Source organism: Ruminococcus sp. RTP21204st1_B2_RTP21204_210225, assembly GCF_040914135.1.
GTDB classification, from domain to species: domain Bacteria; phylum Bacillota; class Clostridia; order Oscillospirales; family Ruminococcaceae; genus Hominimerdicola; species Hominimerdicola aceti.
On the sequence record NZ_JBCPGA010000002.1, the window covers coordinates 15,194 to 33,485 of the forward strand.

19 protein-coding genes are annotated in these 18,292 nt (G+C 44.7%); 12 read left to right on the forward strand and 7 right to left on the reverse strand.

The annotated features are described in order from the left end of the window. Positions 1–31 precede the first annotated feature (31 nt). Both AB5123_RS00895 and AB5123_RS00900 read left to right on the forward strand, forming a co-directional pair. Entirely contained in the window at positions 32–154 is a 123-nt protein-coding gene (locus AB5123_RS00895; RefSeq protein ID WP_279309995.1) for a hypothetical protein, read from the forward strand. Positions 155–359: 205 nt separating this feature from the next. Further along, entirely contained in the window at positions 360–2,600 is a 2,241-nt protein-coding gene (locus AB5123_RS00900; protein WP_278634411.1) for a cell wall-binding protein, read from the forward strand. 50 nt (positions 2,601–2,650) lie between these two features. Here the strand turns inward: AB5123_RS00900 and ispF are convergent, their stop codons facing one another. From ispF to AB5123_RS00930, 6 genes are all read right to left on the reverse strand, one after another. Then, positions 2,651–3,124 (reverse strand): 2-C-methyl-D-erythritol 2,4-cyclodiphosphate synthase, encoded by a 474-nt coding sequence (gene ispF, locus AB5123_RS00905; RefSeq protein ID WP_118123575.1) that lies wholly within the window; start codon positions 3,122–3,124, stop codon positions 2,651–2,653. Between the two features lie 31 nt (positions 3,125–3,155). Beyond that, entirely contained in the window at positions 3,156–4,268 is a 1,113-nt protein-coding gene (locus tag AB5123_RS00910) for a bifunctional chorismate mutase/prephenate dehydratase (RefSeq protein ID WP_022287075.1), read from the reverse strand. A gap of 52 nt (positions 4,269–4,320) precedes the next feature. Then, positions 4,321–4,908: a GNAT family N-acetyltransferase gene (locus AB5123_RS00915; protein ID WP_022287074.1), complete on the reverse strand. Its 588-nt coding sequence runs from the start codon at positions 4,906–4,908 to the stop codon at positions 4,321–4,323. Between the two features lie 10 nt (positions 4,909–4,918). Next, positions 4,919–5,332: an EamA family transporter gene (locus AB5123_RS00920; protein ID WP_022287073.1), complete on the reverse strand. Its 414-nt coding sequence runs from the start codon at positions 5,330–5,332 to the stop codon at positions 4,919–4,921. Positions 5,333–5,453: 121 nt separating this feature from the next. Beyond that, positions 5,454–6,608: an aminotransferase class V-fold PLP-dependent enzyme gene (locus AB5123_RS00925; RefSeq protein ID WP_278634414.1), complete on the reverse strand. Its 1,155-nt coding sequence runs from the start codon at positions 6,606–6,608 to the stop codon at positions 5,454–5,456. Next, positions 6,605–6,829 carry a DUF3343 domain-containing protein gene (locus AB5123_RS00930; RefSeq protein ID WP_287287009.1) on the reverse strand — a complete coding sequence of 75 codons (225 nt, stop codon included), beginning with the start codon at positions 6,827–6,829 and terminating at the stop codon, positions 6,605–6,607. The genes AB5123_RS00925 and AB5123_RS00930 overlap by 4 nt, the downstream gene beginning before the upstream one ends. 197 nt (positions 6,830–7,026) lie before the next feature. Here AB5123_RS00930 and AB5123_RS00935 point away from each other — a divergent pair, with 197 nt between their 5' ends. From AB5123_RS00935 to AB5123_RS00950, 4 genes are all read left to right on the forward strand, one after another. After that, entirely contained in the window at positions 7,027–7,431 is a 405-nt protein-coding gene (locus AB5123_RS00935; RefSeq protein ID WP_022287070.1) for a hypothetical protein, read from the forward strand. A 150-nt stretch (positions 7,432–7,581) separates the two neighbouring features. After that, positions 7,582–8,229 (forward strand): epoxyqueuosine reductase QueH, encoded by a 648-nt coding sequence (locus AB5123_RS00940; protein ID WP_368364451.1) that lies wholly within the window; start codon positions 7,582–7,584, stop codon positions 8,227–8,229. A 238-nt stretch (positions 8,230–8,467) separates the two neighbouring features. Beyond that, on the forward strand, positions 8,468–9,730 hold the full coding sequence (locus AB5123_RS00945; RefSeq protein ID WP_368364452.1) for an NPXTG-anchored protein: 1,263 nt from the start codon (positions 8,468–8,470) through the stop codon (positions 9,728–9,730). A 125-nt stretch (positions 9,731–9,855) separates the two neighbouring features. Further along, the gene (locus AB5123_RS00950) at positions 9,856–10,185 is read left to right on the forward strand and encodes a cupin domain-containing protein (protein WP_117923063.1); all 330 of its coding nucleotides are present in this window, start codon (positions 9,856–9,858) and stop codon (positions 10,183–10,185) included. Here the strand turns inward: AB5123_RS00950 and spoIID are convergent. Beyond that, positions 10,160–11,146 carry a stage II sporulation protein D gene (gene spoIID / locus AB5123_RS00955; RefSeq protein WP_329963439.1) on the reverse strand — a complete coding sequence of 329 codons (987 nt, stop codon included), beginning with the start codon at positions 11,144–11,146 and terminating at the stop codon, positions 10,160–10,162. The genes AB5123_RS00950 and spoIID overlap by 26 nt on opposite strands. Positions 11,147–11,358: 212 nt before the next feature. Between spoIID and AB5123_RS00960 the strand changes: the two genes are divergently transcribed. The 6 genes from AB5123_RS00960 (at position 11,359) to prmC (ending at position 18,238) form a co-directional block, all read left to right on the forward strand. Further along, positions 11,359–12,705 (forward strand): citrate/2-methylcitrate synthase, encoded by a 1,347-nt coding sequence (locus AB5123_RS00960; protein WP_278339795.1) that lies wholly within the window; start codon positions 11,359–11,361, stop codon positions 12,703–12,705. Between the two features lie 125 nt (positions 12,706–12,830). Beyond that, the gene (locus AB5123_RS00965) at positions 12,831–14,165 is read left to right on the forward strand and encodes a hypothetical protein (protein WP_022287064.1); all 1,335 of its coding nucleotides are present in this window, start codon (positions 12,831–12,833) and stop codon (positions 14,163–14,165) included. Positions 14,166–14,186: 21 nt separating this feature from the next. After that, a complete protein-coding gene (locus tag AB5123_RS00970) occupies positions 14,187–14,891 on the forward strand; it encodes a response regulator transcription factor (RefSeq protein ID WP_022287063.1) in 705 nt (234 codons plus the stop codon). 34 nt (positions 14,892–14,925) lie between these two features. Beyond that, positions 14,926–16,431, forward strand: coding sequence for a cell wall metabolism sensor histidine kinase WalK (locus AB5123_RS00975; RefSeq protein WP_022287062.1), 1,506 nt, complete (start codon positions 14,926–14,928; stop codon positions 16,429–16,431). A gap of 29 nt (positions 16,432–16,460) precedes the next feature. Next, on the forward strand, positions 16,461–17,423 hold the full coding sequence (locus AB5123_RS00980; RefSeq protein WP_287209576.1) for a DUF1385 domain-containing protein: 963 nt from the start codon (positions 16,461–16,463) through the stop codon (positions 17,421–17,423). Next, positions 17,417–18,238, forward strand: a complete 822-nt coding sequence (gene prmC / locus AB5123_RS00985; RefSeq protein WP_288162435.1) for a peptide chain release factor N(5)-glutamine methyltransferase — start codon at positions 17,417–17,419, stop codon at positions 18,236–18,238. The genes AB5123_RS00980 and prmC overlap by 7 nt, the downstream gene beginning before the upstream one ends. Positions 18,239–18,292: the final 54 nt, after the last annotated feature.

Consider the following 18,292-nt stretch of genomic DNA (forward strand, 5'->3'; position numbering starts at 1 on the left):
CTGTATGAACGCAAGTATTGTGATGTAAGAAATGAGTAATTTATCTGTCAGAATAGACAAAGGAGAGGGCGAGAAAGCTTTGGGCGTGGGGGTCGTGGTATATCTGAGATGTTGTGGGGGTGGACAGGCGAATGTTGTTCGCCACTACAGATAAATTGCGGTCATGAGAGATTGTAGGGGCTGGAGTCCTCGACGGCACATTTATCTTGGGTATTTATTCTATGAGCTGTACAGTTATTTGGACTGTGCAGCTTTTTATGTGTGAGGGGTGTGAAAATTGGGGCGGCGGTATTGAAATTATTATTTTGTTGTGATATAATTGTACTAACTAGAACTGTGTAAATTCAGGAAGGATCTTTATGAGTATAAACAGCAATGAGGGCAATGATTTTTGCAACAGATATAATGAGGTGCTGAAAAGCGATAAGAAAAAAATGATCGCTGCGGCTGCAGCTTGCACTATCGTTATGGGAGCAGGCTTTGGCGGATATTTATACTACGGCGCTTATTATGCTTCGGGCTGGCACACCCATGACGGCTCGACTTATTATATTGTCAAGGAGACGGGCGAAAAGGCGCTTGGCTATCAGATAATAGACAACACCTGCTATCTTTTTGACGACAAGGGCAACGCTATGGCTGACGGCTGGCATAAGTATCGTGGGGACACTTACTATGTCAAGGACGGTGTTGTTCAGCGTGGAAAAATGAAAATAAAGGGAGAGGAATACTATTTCTCTGAGGAGTCTGGCATTTTCAGGACGGGCCTTTGCGAGATAAACGGCGGTGAATACTACTTTGACGATCACGGCTTCCCTGACACGGGTTTTGACAGCGACGGCGGTTATTACTATGACGAGAGTGGCAAGCGTGTGACAGGCTGGGCAAAGATAAACAATGTTCAGTATTATTTTCTCAAGAGCGGTGAGATGGCTAAGGGCTTTGTTGAGATAGAGGGCAAGATATACTATTTTGATGATGACGACGGTCACATGGCCACAGGCTGGCAGGACATTGACGGAAAAAAGTATTATTTTTCTGAGAGCGGTGCTGTTCACAAGGGCTGGATGGAGCTTGAAAAGAAGTATTATTATTCTGATGAAGCTACAGGGGCTTGCGCTCAGGGCTTTGCGGAGATAGACGGTGAGAGCTATTATTTCAATGATAGCTGTGAAATGGTCAAGGGCTGGATAACAATTGACAAGAACAGATATCATTTTGCTGATGACGGTAAAATGACTAAGGGCTGGTATGAAGAACCGCCTGAGAAGTATTATTTCAAGGGCGACGGCTCTGCAGGCAAGGGCTTTACCAAGATCAAGGACAAGTATTATTACTTTGATAAGAAAAATAGACTCCTCTCCGGCTGGAACGAGATAGGCGGAAATGTTTATTACTTCGGCAGAGGCGGCGTTGTGGCTGACGGCTGGGAGGATATTGACGAAGATACTTACTATTTTGACAAAACGACCCATGTGGCGGCAACAGGTTGGACGAATACGGATCAGTACACTGATGATGAAAAAAAGAAAATAAAAGAGTTCAAATCCAATGTATCAAAGCTTGTGAAGTTTGAGAAGGACGATTACAAAAAGGACGAGAAGCCTGACGAAAAAGAGACCCAAAAGCTTGAGGAGCTTGCGGACAAATTCGGTGAAAAGACATTCAATGCTTATGACAGAAAGGTTTATGAAAAGTTCGGCGGGGCGGTGTTCTATCAGTATTATTTCTACTCTGATCACACTCTTTGCACTGGATTTCATAAAATAAACGGCTATTACTTCTACTTTGATGAGGAAACCGGCAAGAAGGCTACAGGCTGGAAGACCATTGACGGAAAGAGATATTATTTTGGTCTGACAGGTGCGGCGGCTGTTGGCGAATTTGAGGAGGACGGGGACAAGAAATACACCTTCTCAAACGAGGGCGTACTTGCAGACGGGATCGTTAAAATAGACGCTGAATGGAAGTTCAAGAAAGAGGACGGCTCTTGGGCTAAGTCGGAGTTTGTTACTTCAAAGGGAAAAATTTACTACATTGGTGAGGACGAGGCTGCACTTACAGGTTGGCACACTATTGAAGACAAGCTGTATCATTTTGACAATGACGGCAAGCTTTCAAAGGGGCTGTTCAGTGATGATTCGGGGCTTTACTACATTGACAAGAACGGCGCTCAGAAAGACAAGTGGGTAACAGCCGGTGACAAGACCTATTATTTTGACGGCGATGGCAAGGCAGTTTCAGGCTGGAGAGAAATAGACGGAACGGAGTTTTATTTTGACAGCGATCATGTTTTGCAGAATGAATGGACGACTATTGCAGGAAAGAAATATTTCTTGCAGAATGGTGTTGCGTTGAGAGGTCCTGTGTACATTGACTACAAGTATTACAACTTCGGTGAGGACGGATATCTAAAGTCCGGCTGGGTAAGCTGGCGTGGGCAGAAGTTCTACAACAACAAGAACGGCACTGTTGTGACAGGTTGGAAGAAGATAGGCGGAAAGCGATATTATTTCAATGATTACGGCATGATGCTCATAAACACTACTGTTGACGGATATAACATTGACAATGACGGAGTTGCGCATAAGGCAAAGTAGCAATAAAAAGGACTGCTGTGGTTTAAGACAGCAGTCCTTTTGGTTTTGTATCAAATTTTTTCAAGCAGGCAGACCGCGGTGGCGGATATGCCTAGTTCCTCGCCTGTGAAGCCTAGTTTTTCTTCGGTGGTGGCTTTAACTGATATCTGTGAAATATCGCAGCCGCAGGCTTCTGCTATACGCTCCCGCATGGAGGTGATATAGGTGGCAAGCTTCGGCTTCTGTGCGCAGATGGTGGAGTCTATATTGCCTATTTTCCAGCCTTTTTCGGTCATAACGCTTATGACTTTTTCCATGAGCTTCATACTGTCTGCACCCTCATAGTCGGGGTCATTATCGGGGAAAAGCTTGCCGATATCTCCCAGTGCCAATGCACCAAGTATGGAATCCATTATGGCATGGGCAAGGACGTCTGCATCGGAATGTCCTAAAAGTCCTTTTTCATATGGTATATCCACGCCGCCGAGAATGAGCTTTCTGCCCTCGGTCAGTCTGTGGACGTCATAGCCGTGTCCTATACGCATTTTTGTTCCTCCTGTCCTAAAAATCGTACTGTTATATTTCCTCGTAGTTACCTAAAAATTTGAAATATGAAAGCTCTGAATTAAGCTCGCTCATGAGCTTTGCCACGTCCGGAGAGGTTATTGCTCCCTCAAAATCGAGATAGAAAACAACGTCAAAATCGGTGTTTGCGATAGGGCGGCTCTCTATCATGGAAAGGTTAAGGCCTGCCACGGAGAATTTGGTGAGAAGTCTGTAAAGTGCAGATGAGGTATGTGGCAATGCCAAGGACACTGACACGATGTCAGCATTTTCCGAGCAGAGAGTCTCCTTTGAAATGAGAATAAATTTTGTGTAATTCTCGGCGGCGTTGGCTATATTATGCCTGAGTATCTCAAGATCGTTCTGCTGTGCGCAGGCTTCTGAGCAGATAGCGGCATACGGTTCATTGCTTTCTTTTATGTAGCACGCCGCAAGGGCAGTATTTGCGTATTTATGGCTTTTAAGCCCGTTCTGAGAAAGAAACTCAGAACACTGGCTGAGTGCCTGCTCGTGGGAATAGACTATTTTGATATCCTCAAAGCGTGTGCCTTTTTTTACGGCAAGGCAGTGGGAGATCTTTACCTTAGTTGCTGCGCATATCTTGAAGTCATGCTTTTTCATAAGCTCGTAGGTCTGACCAACTGAGCCTGCGGTGGAATTTGCTATGGGAAGTATGCCGAAATCCGCTGAGCCGTTTTCAACTGATGAAAAAACGTCCTCAAAATCTTCAAAGAACATTGGCTCAAAGTCGCTGAATATCTGCTTGCAGGCTATATGTGAATATGAGCCTGTGGTACCCGGTACAGCGACTTTTTTATGACCTGTCAAGTCCAACTTTTTGTACTCTATCTTATCTGAGTCTGCAAAAAACTCCTGGTACTGACGGCACTTTGAAATATCCATGATGTTTTGGAAGAACACTCTTGACGCACTTTCCAAACCCTTTGGTGAGCTTTCTGTTACATGGTCAAGTATCTCGTTTTCACGCTTGCTCTGAAAAACAGGCATATTGTTTGCTATCTTATACTCAGCCACCTTGAAGCTTATCTGCATACGCTTATTGAAAAGCTCCTGCAGCTGGCTGTCTATATCGTTTATTTCATTCCTTAATTCCTGAAGATCCATTTTTACGCTCCTTAACAGACAGAATGATATTATTTTACCATATTTTCTGCCTTTATTCAAGAACTATTTTGTTAATTAAGGCTTTATCGAGTTTGGAAAACGGGATAACGGGCAGAGGGGTGGTATCGGTCTGGGTGAGTATTTTTTCGAGCCAAACCATATGATAGCACTTGTTGAACTTAAAGGCACATCTATGGAACGTACCCACTATGGCATAGCCCATTTTTTCATGGAACTTTACGCTGTCAAAGGTGAGATACTCGTCTTCTTTTTCGGGATAGGCGACGCAGGCATAGAGGTTTGTTATATGCTGTGCCGCAAGGAGCTTTTCAAGGGCGGAGTAGAGTTTTGCACCTATGCCTTTGTGGTGAAGCCCTTTTTTTACATAAACTGTGACTTCAACCGACCAATCATAGGCGGCTCTGTTTTTGAAAACGCCTGCATAGGCGTAGCCTGCTATTTTGCCGTTTTCTACTGCGGCTATGTAGGGATAATTTGCGGATATGCGGCGGATACGGTCGGAAAACTCCTCCACTGAGGGGACGTCATACTCGAATGTTATGGCGGTGTCTTCAACGTAGGGACGGTATATTTCAAGAAGCTCGTGAGCGTCCTTCTCGGTAACGGTTCTTATTATCATGGCGTTCTCCTTATAGTACCATTAATACTGTGCCTGCAGTGATAAGCACCGCACCTATGGCTGATCTTACTGTGAAGTCTTCATGGAGAAATAACACTGCAAGGATAAGGGTGATGACAACGCTGAGCTTGTCTATGGGGGCGACCTTTGAAACGCTGCCCATTTGGATAGCCTTATAATAGCATAGCCACGAAGCACCTGTTGCAAGTCCTGAAAGGATAAGAAATACCCAGCTTTTTCTGCCTATAGAGCCTATGCCGCTTTGTGTGTGGGTGATGAACACCATGAGCCATGCCATAGCAAGCACAACGCAGGTACGCAGAGCGGTGGCAAGATTTGAGTTTACTCCTTCAATGCCGACCTTTGCAAGGACAGAGGTGAGCGCTGCGAAAACAGCGGAGAGAAGCGCAAACACGAACCACATAATACCACTTTCTTTCGTGAAAAAATTGTTTGCTCATGCTTTATTATAGCACCTAAAGGTGCTTTTTGCAATAGAATGAGCGGCAGGACGTGATATTTTACATCAGACCTGCCACTTATGCTTAGTTATTTGCGGCAAATATTTTTATTGTTCGTGAAAGTGCTGTTACCTGCTGAGGGGTACTGAATGCAGAGGGTGAGAAACGCACTGTGCCTTGCTCTATTGTGCCGAGGGTGGTATGGGTGACGGCGGCACACTGAAGTCCTCCACGGAGGGCGAATCCTTTTTCGCTGAGATAGGAGGCGATCTCAGCGGAAGGGATATCACCGATGTTAAATGAAAGTATGGGGACTTTCTTTTGGTCTGCTTCATAGAACTTTATTTTGTCTATGTCTGAAAGCTGTTCGTAGAGCTGTCGGCAGAGCTTTTCTTCGTGGGCTTTTATTACGGCAGGGGTCTTTTGGCGGACAAACGTTAGCCCCTCGCCAAGACCGATTATGCCCACTGTGTTAATTGTGCCGCTTTCAAGCTTTTCGGGGAGGAAAGGAGTCTGTTCAAGCAGGGCGGAGGTCGCACCTGTGCCACCCTCGATTATGGTAGACAGAGAATACTCGCCGTCTGAGATAAGAAGTCCTGTGCCTGTTGGTCCGTAGAGGGCTTTGTGACCTGCGGTGCAGAGAAAGTTGAAGCCGTCTGAGAGAGGAAGCTCCAAAAGCCCGCAGGCTTGTGCGCCGTCGGCTATAAAGCATATGCCGTGGGCTTTGCAGAGTGCGGCTAATTCACGGTATGGCATGAGCCTGCCTGTGACGTTTGAAGCCACTGTACAGCAGATACACTTAGTTTCGGGGGTTATAAGGCGGCGGAAATTTTCTACTGTTTCGCTGTCTGTTTCCCCTGTTCGGGCAATAGAATATTTCACGCCTCTTGTTTTTGAAAGGGCATAGACGGGTCTTGCTACTGCGTTATGCTCGTGGTCTGAGATTATCATATGACCACCGTACTGCATGACACCTTTTATCGCCATGTTAAGGGCATGGGTACAGTTGGCGGTGAAAGCCACGTTCTCGGTCTGTGCCCCAAACATTTCTGCCGCCTGCTGTCTGACGGTGAATATCTTTTCAGACACTCGCATGGAAAGCTTGTGACCGCTTCTGCCCGGGTTGCCGCCATAGCGTTCTACTGCCTGAGCAACGGCTTTTGCTACGGCAGGGGGCTTGGGATAGGTGGTGGCGGAGTTATCAAAGTTTATTATGCTTCGGGTGTTTATTTTTCTCACCTCTTTTGCTCGAATATCACGTTTCTGAATGGTATGCGCTCTTTTTCAAGTATGGCGGTTATTTCTTCCGGGTGTGCGGTGACGGCTATGGAGTAGCCGCAGCCTGTGCCAAGGTCCTTCGGGGTGCGCTGTATTTCGCAGTAGTATTTTAAACTGTTCAGCAAGTTTTTTGCTTTCATTGCATAGGTTATGGAAGTCATGGCTATAAGACTCTTTTTCATTTTTTGTTGCTCCTTTATGCTGTACTTGTCCGTATACGCTTTTACGAATACACTTCAGTATATGCCGTTCACTGTTTGAGGGTGAACGCTGAAAGTTTTGTGAAAGGTAGGTGAAATTTGATAAAAGTTAATAGTCAGTTTAAATTTCGGGTGTACTATTTATATTATAATATAAAAAAGAAAAGAGGTAAAAGCTTATGAACGGATTTATGTATAAGGTAGCGAGATTTTTTCAGGGCAGATATGGTATAGACAAGCTTTTTTACGGCATTTGCGGTGTGGCTGTGGTGCTTAGTGCGGCGAATTTGTTTGTAAGGTCGCTTATTTTACAGCTTATGGTATACGCTGTGCTGGTGCTGGCGGTAGTGAGGGCGATGTCGAGAAACTGCCAGAAGCGATACGAGGAGAACATGAAGTTTGAGAGGGCTTTCGGGGGAATTGGCAGGAAATTTTCATTCTGGAAGAGAAAGTTCGCTGACAGAAAGACCCATGTTTATATAAAGTGTGGTGTATGCAAAAAGACGTTAAGGCTTCCAAAGGTAAAGGGTGAACATACTGTGAAATGCCCTAACTGTGCAAATAAGTTCAAGGTGAAGATCTGACCTGTTGCGGAATTTGCGGAAATGTGCTATACTATATAATATAGTATGATACTGTAGGGGTGCAGGGACAATGGGAATGGGCTGTCTAGGACGCCAGCCCCTACGGGAGTGTGTCAGACACGATTTTTTTGCGAAAAGGGAGCGGCAGGAATGCAGAAAGTAAATTATCAGAAAATGCTGGAGGGCATTATAAAAAAACACGAGGAAAAGGGCGACGTGCCGACTTTGCTTTTGCATAGCTGTTGTGCGCCGTGTTCGTCTTATGTGCTTGAATATCTGTCGCAGTATTTTAAGATAACTGTGTTTTACTACAATCCGAACATTTATCCCCGTGAGGAGTACGATAAGCGTGTGGCGGAGCTTCAAAGGCTTATTGCACAAATGCCTATGAAAAATCCTGTTACGTTCGTGGAGCGTGGGTATGACGAGGGTGAGTTTTTTCAGGCTGTTAAGGGCTTTGAGGATATACGTGAGGGCGGGGAGAGATGCTTTCGATGTTACAGGCTCAGGCTTGAACGGACGGCTCAGCTTGCCAGGGAGCTTGGCGCAGATTATTTTACCACAACGTTGTCTATTTCACCATACAAGAATGCTCAGAAGCTCAACGAGATATCGGAGGAGCTTGGGGAGATATATGATGTAAAGGCACTTCCTGCGGATTTCAAGAAGCGTGAGGGCTACAAGCGTTCCGTTCAGCTTTCAGCAGAATACGGGCTTTACAGGCAGGATTACTGCGGCTGTATCTTCTCAAAAAGAGAGCGTGAAAGGCTGGATACGATTACAACAAAATCTGAATAAATATAAAAATATTAACATTGCATAGAATGCTTGTACATATTATGATAACATATTTGGCTATATATAGCAAAAATAATATGCAAATTTGTGAAAAATGGCTAAAGATATGTGGTTAATTTGTGAAAAACGTTTATTGAAATACTTGTAAATGTGTGTTACAATATAGGCAAGATGTATGTTGAGGAGATATCGCTCAATATGTATCTAAAAATTATTAACAAAGATGGAGGAAAAACAAATGAAAATCTCTAAGATTCTCGCTGGTATGTCAGCTGCTGCTCTTGCTGCATCAATGATGTCACTCGCAGCATTTGCTGATGAAACAGCTACTGTTAAGGCAGACCTCACTGGAGGTACTGTTTCTCTCATTGATGAGAAGGACGATGACGGTGTTGTTACAAAGACAGGTGTTCTTACAGGAACAAACGTTAAGCTTTCAGATGTTTGCGGTATTGATGTTAATGTAACAGTTGGTGCAGACTCAGCTGCAAAGATCGAGGCTGGAGACTGGATAGGCGGTGGACTTGGTTACAACTCTGAGTCAACTGGTTGGGCTTCAAAAGAGTGGTCATTCCAGGAGGGTGCTAAGGACGTAACAGGCGTTAAGGCTGCTGACGGTTCTTATGATTTTGTTCTGAAGGGAACAGATCCTGTATTTGCTGATACAGATACATATGCTCAGGTATGGCTTCAGAACTGGACTACAGAGGACTTCACATTCAATGCTTTCACACTTCTTGACAAGGACGGCAATCCTCTCCTTGTTGTAGAGTCTGACAAGGAACAGGGCGGAAACTCTGTTGACCTCAGCGAATACAAGAAGCAGACAGAGGTTACACTTAACGGTGAAGGTCTGGCTACATCTGACGGCGGTAAGGTAAGAATCAACATCAAGCACCCATGGTGTGACGATGCACACAAGGCTGATTTCAACCTTGTTGATGATTGGAGCGTATTTGCAGGTGCTGACGCTATTGCTGTTACAGTTGATATCTCAAATGTAACTGACGCTTTCACAGCTTATCCATGCTTCACAAATGGTATTGAGAACGGTATTGGTTATTGGGAAGCCTCTGATAACAACCCTGCTGTTACAGTAAACGCTGACGGCACATACACATTTATCGTTAAGTTCCCTGCAGCTCTTGAAATGGACGCAAATAATATGTTCTTTGACATTGCTACAGACCTCGCTGGTACAGACGGCGAAGATCCTGCTGTTAAGATGGCTGTTAAGAAAGTTGTAGTTCTTAACAAGAGTGAGGCTGAGCCAACAGATTCTTCTGAGTCAACAGCTGATCCTACAGATTCAACAGATTCTGACGATTCAAATGATGTTCTCGTAGATTCTACAGATTCTAAGACTAACTCTGCTGCTACATCTTCTAAGGCTGCTAACAACGCATCTAACACAAACCCAAGCACAGGCGCTGCTGCTCTTGCTGCTGTAGGCGTTGCACTTGCTGGTGCTGCTGTAGTTGCTACTAAGAAGAGAAAGTAATCTGTAATTCAGATAATTCTTACTTAGAATAATTAAAGACCTGTCTTTCGGGACAGGTCTTTTTTTATTGCTTTTTTATCGAGGTAGTGGTATAATTGATTTATAAACTGCGGAGGTGTTTTTTTATGCGTATAGTTTTTGATGATATTAAAGAGAGCCTTGCACCGAATTTCAAGGGCGGCGAGAAAAGCTTTGCAAGCAGGGCTTATTCTGACGGAAAGAACAAGATGATGAAAGGCAGGCTCGTGCCGGGGGCTTCTATCGGTCTGCACAGACATGAGGGCAACTGCGAGATGATATATGTTCTTGAGGGCAGCGGCAAAATGCTTTATGACGGCGGTGAGGAAAGACTGTCGGCAGGAGATTTCCATTACTGTCCCGACGGTCATGAGCATAGCTTTATCAATGACGGCGACAGCGACCTTGTGTTTATTGCAGTTGTGCCAGCTCAGTAGATTTTTGCAGCTTTGTATCTGTGAAATAGTGGGTCAAAATGGCTTTGTAGTCTGAGCCTTTTTCTGCCATGGCGTTTGCACCATACTGGCTCATTCCTACGAGGTGTCCGAAGCCGTGAGAGGTGAAAGTGAATTTTGTATTGGCAAAGGTGAACTCGAAACATGGCGAGGAGATATCAAGGATATCGCAGAATGTGTTGGGCTGTATATCATAGCCACAGACGGTCAGGTTCGTTACATAGCCTATGCCGTCTGTTTTTGTTTTGAGCCAACTATCAGCATTGGCGAGGGGAGTGAAATTAATATCTGGGAAGCGGTCAAGAAGCTTGTCTTGAAAATCCTTGGCGGTGAGTGTCTGGGTACATTCTGTGGCGACAAGGTCTTTGTCAGCGGAGCTGTCTACTGACAGAAGATATGGGATATCTTCTCCCCATGCGTTTTTGGCGGATTGGGTATGACCGTTTGAAGCGGCGTGAAAGGCGACGATTATCGGTTCGCCTTCATAGGTGAGGATATCGTTCTTGACGGAATTGACGGCAGATCTAACTTTTTTGTAGGCTTTTTCATAGTCGTTGCCGTAATATTCTTTGGCGGCTTTCAGGGTGAAAAAGCTTTGGTAGAGGGTGCTGTCATCGCTGATGAGTGCGCCTTTTAAGGCGGGAGTAGGCGACTGGGCTTCGGAGAGCTGTCGGCGGCATATGTAGGTATGGGCGAGGACGGCTTGCGCTTTCAGGGCTTCTTCGTCAAAGTCCGCAGGCATTTGTGCAAGCACTGAGCCTATCATATATTCTTCAAGGGTGAAGTCTTCGGTCTTGCCGCTTTCGGTGAAATATACGGCTATTTTTTCTTTTTCTGAAAATGCAGGTTTCGATGCGGACTCGTTTGGGCGAAGAAATACTATGGTCGGTATTATTATAAGGATAACAGCAAATACTGCCATTATCTGTATCAGGTCTTTCATATGGTTTGTCCTTTCTTTTTTGGGGTACTATATTATATTCATGCAGTGGAGCAAATATTCATACAGGGCAAATTTTTGTACTGCAAATTTTTAAATGGCGGAGATATGCGGTTTTAATTTGACATGTTATCTTAATACTTGACAAAAATCTGAAAAAGGTGTATAATATAACTTATATTTATAATATACTTGAAAGCGAGATGATCTATTCAATGATAAATAATGCAGCAAGGTCGCTTTTATGCGAACAGTTTATAGCAAACAATACTATTGACCCTAAGCTTTATGACAGATATGTGGTAAAAAGAGGCTTGAGAAACTCTGACGGTACAGGTGTTATGGCTGGTCTTACTAATATCTGTAACGTACACGGATATGTGGTAAACGAGGGTGAGAAATCTCCTATTCAAGGTCAGCTTATCTTCCGTGGATACAACATCAATGATCTGGTGTCCAACGCTCAGAAGGAGAACCGTTTTGGTTATGAGGAGATAGTGTATCTGCTGCTCATGGGCGATCTGCCTAACAGGGAGGAGCTTACTGCGTTCAAGGGAATGATGGCTGAAAACAGACCTTTCCCTGACAACTTCTTTGAGGACATGATACTTAAAGCTCCGTCAAAGAACATCATGAATAAGATGGCGAGAGCAATTCTGGCTCTTTACTCTTATGACGATAACCCTGAGAATCGTTCTCCTGAGTATGAAATGGCTACGGCTATCTCTATAATCTCTAAATTGCCTAACATAATGGTTTCGGCTTATCAGGTAAAGAAACGCTGTTATGACGGTGAAAGCTTGTTCATGCACCCTCTGATACCTACACATTCTACTGCGGAGATGATCTTGTCGGCACTGCGTCCGGACAGACAGTTCACTGAGGAAGAGGCTAAGATACTTGATCTGTTACTTATGCTCCACGCTGAGCATGGCGGAGGAAATAACTCAACTTTTGCCTGCCGTGTGCTTACATCTTCCGGAACGGATCCTTATTCTGCATACTCTGCGGCTATCGGTTCACTGAAAGGTCCACGTCATGGTGGCGCTAACCTTAAGGTGGCGGCAATGCACCAGTGCATAAAGGACAACGTTCAGAACTGGGAGGACGAGGGCGAGATCGCTGATTTCCTTACAAAGATACTCAACAAGGAAGCTTTTGACCACACAGGTCTTGTTTATGGCATGGGTCACGCTGTTTACACATTGTCTGACCCTAGAGCTGTCATACTCAGAGAGAATGCCAAGAAAATGGCTGAGAACACTGAGTTTGAGAGAGAATACAAGCTTCTTGAAACGGTGGAAAGACTTACTCCTGAGCTGTTCAAGAAGATCAAGGGCAGTGACAAGGCGATGTGCGCTAACGTTGATATGTACTCTGGCTTTGTTTACAGTATGCTGGGTATTCCTGAGGATCTTTACACGCCTATGTTCGCTGTTTCAAGAATGGCAGGCTGGTGCGCACACAGATTTGAAGAGCTTGTAACAGGCAAGAGGATAATCCGTCCTGCATACAAGGCTATCTCAGGTGAGAAGAAGTATATCCCATTGGACGAAAGATAAGCAAAATAATTTTTACCTGTTCCTATGGACGGAAAAAGGCTTGAAATATTTTTGTATATATGATATAATAGAATCGGGTATATGCCCGGTTCTATTTTTTTGTTTGGTGTATCAGGAGGGATCGCTTGAAAAATCTTAAATTGGCTGCTGTTTGTCTTTCTTGTCTTACTATGACAGGCTGTTCGGCACTGAATTTTTCTGTTGAGGGACTTATAAACGCCCCGAAGCTTACCTCTGAGCAAAGCGAGATACATCAGGCGCTTATCGAGAGCGTGGGCAGTAATATAACTCTGAAATATCCTAAAAACGGTGAATACCGCTCGGCTTATGTTATTGCAAATATCGACGATGAGCCTACGGACGAGGCTATGGTCTTTTATGAGTACACATCAAACGGATCTGAGGAGGACGGCTTGAGGGTGAACATTCTCGACAAGGACGAGGACGGCAAGTGGTATTCTGTGAAAGAGCTTGCAGGCGCAGGCACGGACATAGATCAGGTCATTATCTCGCCTATGGGAAGTAATAACCAGACGGACGTTTTTGTGGGATATCAAAATCTTACTAATGATGAAAAGACTATGGAGATATACAGCTATACCGACGGGGATTTCAAGCGTGTGGCGCTTGATACTTATTCGGTGCTGGAGCCTTTGGATATAAACAATGATGGTTATATAGAGCTTATCACCATTCAGAGAAGCACCAATAATGATACAGGTGCGGTGACGGCAAAGGCTTCTATGCTCAACATGAAAAACAATGAGATAACCCGTGGCGAGAACGTTGATATGTGCGATAATGTGACTTCTTATGTGTCATCAAAGACGGGAATGCTTGACAGCGGCAGGCGTGCTATTTTTATTGACGGACTGACTGCTGACGGAAAATTGCAGACGGAGATAATATACTACAGATATTCGGGACTTCAAAATCCTATGCAGCTTAGAAGCGAAAAGCTGCTGCCTTTATGCACAAGACCAGCAGGCTACTACAGTGAGGACATGGACGGCGACGGTGATGTGGAGATACCGTCAACTTCGCCTATGGTGGGTTATGAAAACGCTGTGGCAGACGAAATGCTCTATATGACTACATGGAGCGTTTACGAGGATTTTTATGATCTGAAAACAAAATACACAGGCTATTATGCCATATCTGACGGATATTTTGTAACGTTCCCAAAACGCTGGAACAGTTCTGTTACGGTGAAAAAGGACAGCGACACAAACGAGCTTGTTTTCTATAAATACACAGGAGATATAAACGAGAGCAACGAGGAGATAATGCGTATCGCTGTGTCTTCAAAGAATGATTCGGAGGATTATATCTCTGACGGATATGAGCTTATCGACAGCAAGGGTCAGCTTGATTATTTTGTGAAGCTTCCTCTTGACAGGCGTGAAAAGCTCATACCGACTATTGACGAAATTCAGAATAATTTTTACATAATAAACTGATCTTGGAGAGGAGTAAATGTAATGAAAAGAGTTTTGGTTTGCGAGGACGAAGATTCAATTAGAGAATTTGTGGTCATAAACCTTGTAAGAAGCGGTTACGAGGTAGTTGACGTAAACTGCGGTGAGGACGCTCTCAAAGCCTATGATGAAAAGGACGGCGGTTTTGACGTTGCTCTGCTTGATATTATGATGCCCGGCATCGACGGAATGCAGGTGTGCAAGAAGATAAGAGAGAAAAGCAACACTATCGGCATTATCATGCTTTCGGCAAAATCACAGGAAATGGATAAGATATCATGCCTTATGAGCGGTGCTGACGATTATATCACAAAGCCGTTCTCTATTTCTGAGCTTATTGCAAGAGTTGACGCTGTTTGCAGGCGTGTAAATCGTTCAGGCTCTAAGCCTGAGGAGGCTTCACAGATAGTTTCAGGTCCATTTACGCTTAATCTTAAGAGCAGAACTGTTTTCAAGAACGGTGAGCAGATAGACCTTACACAGGTGGAGTATCAGATAATGGAGTATTTCTTCAAAAATCAGAATACTGCACTTGACCGTTCAAGTATACTCAATCACATATGGGGCGAGAGCTATTACGGCGACGATAAGATAGTGGACGTGAATATCAGAAGAATAAGAATGAAGATAGAGGACGAGCCTTCTAATCCTAAGTATATCCTTACTATATGGGGCTTTGGCTACAAGTGGGCAGGCGGCTCTAACTGAGCTGTGAAAACATGATGAACGGAGTTTTTATCAGTTGAGCGGAAAAAAAAGAAAAAGCGGCAGACTCAGTATCACACAGCACTGGCTGAGGAACAATCTCGGGGTGGTCGTGGGAATACTTGTGGTGCTTGAAATACTGCTTATTGTGGTGGTGAGAAATTATTACTACAGCTCCACAAGGCAGTATCTTACATCTAAAATGAAGATAGTCACCACAGCGGTAGTGAACGCTTCAGGTGACGAGCAGACTAACTATAATTCTCAGATACGCTCCCTTGTGGAAAGCTATGACGAGAAAGACAAGATAGAGCTTATGGCTATCAAGACCGACGGTGAGGTCGATGTTACATCATCAGGCTTCTCTCCCTCGGAGAATGACAACATGACCGATTATGAAGACGCAAAGAAGTCCGACACGGGAATAGGCACACAGATATATGAGCTGTCAACAGGGGAAAAGGTCATGGCGATAACGTCAGTTATATCTCCGAAGGGAAGCGAATATGAAGCACTGAGAATGTTGTCTTCCATGAAAAATATCGACCATCAGATCTTTATTATGTCTATGATAATCACGGCTATCGTTGTGGCTGTCATAATGCTCATGTTTTTCTCGGGAATGTTTTTTATCAAATCTATTGTTTTGCCTATAAGAAGCATAAACAGCATAACAAGGCGGTATGCTACGGGAGATTTCAGCGAACGTCTTGAAAAGAAACGAAATGACGAGCTTGGCGAGCTTTGCGACTCTATCAACTACATGGCGCAGGAGCTTTCTAATACAGAACAGATGAAGAATGAGTTCATATCCTCTGTATCTCATGAGCTGAGAACTCCGCTTACCGCTATAAGGGGCTGGACGGAAACTGTTACCAGTATGTATGAGGACAAGGAAACCTTCAAGAAGGGTATGAGGGTCATCACAAGTGAGACGGAGAGGCTTTCGCAAATGGTCGAGGAGCTTCTTGACTTTTCGAGGATACAGGACAACAGACTCACGCTTATTATGGATACTATAGATATTCTTGCGGAGCTTGGGGAAACTGTGCTTATCTATCAGGAGAGGGCCAAGGCGCTTGGTATAACACTCAATTACTACGAGCCGAAAATGCTCCCGTTTGTTTACGGCGACAAGAACAGGCTTCGTCAGGTATTCATAAATATTGTGGACAACGCTATCAAATACTCCAACAAGGGCGACACTGTATCGGTGGAGGCTTATGAGGAGGACAATGAGGTATGTATTTCCATTTCCGACACGGGTATGGGAATATCAAAGGATGACCTGCCAAAGGTCAAGACGAAATTCTTTAAGGCAAACCACACAAGACGTGGTTCGGGAATAGGTCTTGCGGTGGCAGACGAGATCATTCAGCGGCATGGCGGTACGCTGGAGATAAACAGTGAGCAGGGAGTAGGTACAACAGTGATGATAACGCTCCCTTGTATCGAGCAGAAGAAAAAGCCTGACAACCAGGCAACTGTAGACGTGGAGCTTATTTCTTCTGAGCCTATCGAAAACAACGACAACGTGCAGTAGACGCACACACCGCCTTGAAAGGAAAGAAAATGAGCAGTAAAGCACAAAGCAAGGAAAAATTCAAGTCAAAGATCGGCGGACAGGCTGTTATCGAGGGCGTTATGATGCGTGGCATTGACAAGGCGGCTATGGCTTGCCGCCTGCCTGACGGCACCATAGACCTGGAGGAGTGGGCGATAAAAGGCGGAAAAGATACGCCTTGGTACAGGAAAACGCCTTTTGTGAGGGGCATTTTCAGCTTCCTTACTTCTCTTATAGACGGCTACAAGTGCCTTACAAGGTCGGCTGAAAAGCAGATGACGGAGGAAGATGAGGAGGAGCAGACCAAGTTTGAACAGTGGCTGGACGATAAGCTGGGGGACAAGCTCGGTCCTATCATCACGGCGATATCTATGGTGCTGGGTGTGGGTCTGGCGATATTGCTGTTTATGTATCTGCCGTCGCTGGTGTCTAAATTCATAAGCAAGTTCATTGACCTGTCGGCTTTTGGAAAGAATCTTATCGAGGGTATTTTGAAGATAGCTATTTTCATTGGCTACACGGCTTTGACTGCTCTTACTAAGGATATCAGGCGTACATATGAATATCACGGTGCTGAACACAAGACTATCGCTTGCTATGAGCATGAAGAAGAGCTGACGGTGGAGAATGTGAAGAAATACACACGTTTTCACCCTCGCTGCGGAACGAGCTTTATTTTCCTTGTGCTGTTCATAAGCATTTTTGTAAACACAATATTCAGAGTATCATGGGCAAGCATTTTGCTGAGAGTTGTTATAAAGATAGCGCTTCTGCCTATCGTTACGGGTATTGCTTACGAGCTTATAAGGCTTGCGGGAAAATATGACAATATTTTCACTAAGATAATCTCTGCACCGGGTCTGTGGATACAGAGGATAACTACAAGCGAGCCTGATGAAAGTCAGATAGAATGTGCTATAGCGGCACTAAAGGCTTGTATACCTGAAAATAAGGAAGATGACAAATGGTAAGGAAAGAACTGTTTGATAAATGTGTGGGACTGCTTGAGGAGAGCGGTCTTGGCGAGAACGCTGCTTGCGAGGTCACATGGGTGTTTGAAGATGTGGCTGAGGGGGATGATATCACTCCTGAGCAGGAAAAACGTATAAGCGACATTGTCACACGTCGCTGTGAGGGCTATCCTTTGCAGTATCTCCTTGGACAGTGGGAGTTTTATGGTCTGCCTTTCAAGGTGGGCGAGGGCGTGCTGATACCACGTCAGGACACGGAAACTATTGTTGACACGGCTTTGAAGATGTTTGCAGGCAAGAAGGATATCACTGTTATAGACCTTTGTTCAGGCTCGGGGTGCATTGGTATCACCCTTGAAAGGAAGCTTGACTGCGGTCGGGCAGTGTGTGTGGAGAAGTCTGAAAAGGCGGCAGAGTATCTCCGTGAGAATATAAGTCTGAACGGCTCGGGGGCTGAGATAGTCATGGGCGACGTTACAGACGAAAAGCTTGTGGAGGATATGCCTGAGGCTGACCTTATAGTGTGCAATCCCCCTTATCTCACAACAGAGGACATGGACGCTTTACAGCGTGAGGTCACTTTTGAGCCTGCGGAAGCTCTTTTCGGCGGTGAGGACGGCTTGGACTTCTATCGTGAGATAGTTCGCAAGTGGAAGAAAAAGCTTAAAAGCGGCGGCGTTATGCTCTTTGAGATCGGTATCGGTCAGGAGGACGAGGTAATGCGGCTGATGATACAGCACGGCTTTAAGAATGTGAGATGCAGGAAAGACTTGTGCGGTGTTTACCGCTGTGTTTCGGGCATTTATGAGAAATAGTACGAAAATTTGTACAGATAGATAAATTGCGGTTACTGTACAGACAAATGGACA

Bases quoted from the DNA above. Each gene is read 5' to 3' on its own strand.
- AB5123_RS00895 (WP_279309995.1), top strand. From the start codon at position 32: ATGAGTAATTTATCTGTCAGAATAGACAAAGGAGAGGGCGAGAAAGCT.
- AB5123_RS00900 (WP_278634411.1), top strand. From the start codon at position 360: ATGAGTATAAACAGCAATGAGGGCAATGATTTTTGCAACAGATATAAT.
- ispF (WP_118123575.1), bottom strand. From the start codon at position 3,124: ATGCGTATAGGACACGGCTATGACGTCCACAGACTGACCGAGGGCAGA.
- AB5123_RS00910 (WP_022287075.1), bottom strand. From the start codon at position 4,268: ATGGATCTTCAGGAATTAAGGAATGAAATAAACGATATAGACAGCCAG.
- AB5123_RS00915 (WP_022287074.1), bottom strand. From the start codon at position 4,908: ATGATAATAAGAACCGTTACCGAGAAGGACGCTCACGAGCTTCTTGAA.
- AB5123_RS00920 (WP_022287073.1), bottom strand. From the start codon at position 5,332: ATGTGGTTCGTGTTTGCGCTTCTCTCCGCTGTTTTCGCAGCGCTCACC.
- AB5123_RS00930 (WP_287287009.1), bottom strand. From the start codon at position 6,829: ATGAAAAAGAGTCTTATAGCCATGACTTCCATAACCTATGCAATGAAA.
- AB5123_RS00935 (WP_022287070.1), top strand. From the start codon at position 7,027: ATGAACGGATTTATGTATAAGGTAGCGAGATTTTTTCAGGGCAGATAT.
- AB5123_RS00940 (WP_368364451.1), top strand. From the start codon at position 7,582: ATGCAGAAAGTAAATTATCAGAAAATGCTGGAGGGCATTATAAAAAAA.
- AB5123_RS00945 (WP_368364452.1), top strand. From the start codon at position 8,468: ATGAAAATCTCTAAGATTCTCGCTGGTATGTCAGCTGCTGCTCTTGCT.
- AB5123_RS00950 (WP_117923063.1), top strand. From the start codon at position 9,856: ATGCGTATAGTTTTTGATGATATTAAAGAGAGCCTTGCACCGAATTTC.
- spoIID (WP_329963439.1), bottom strand. From the start codon at position 11,146: ATGAAAGACCTGATACAGATAATGGCAGTATTTGCTGTTATCCTTATA.
- AB5123_RS00960 (WP_278339795.1), top strand. From the start codon at position 11,359: ATGATAAATAATGCAGCAAGGTCGCTTTTATGCGAACAGTTTATAGCA.
- AB5123_RS00970 (WP_022287063.1), top strand. From the start codon at position 14,187: ATGAAAAGAGTTTTGGTTTGCGAGGACGAAGATTCAATTAGAGAATTT.
- AB5123_RS00980 (WP_287209576.1), top strand. From the start codon at position 16,461: ATGAGCAGTAAAGCACAAAGCAAGGAAAAATTCAAGTCAAAGATCGGC.
- prmC (WP_288162435.1), top strand. From the start codon at position 17,417: ATGGTAAGGAAAGAACTGTTTGATAAATGTGTGGGACTGCTTGAGGAG.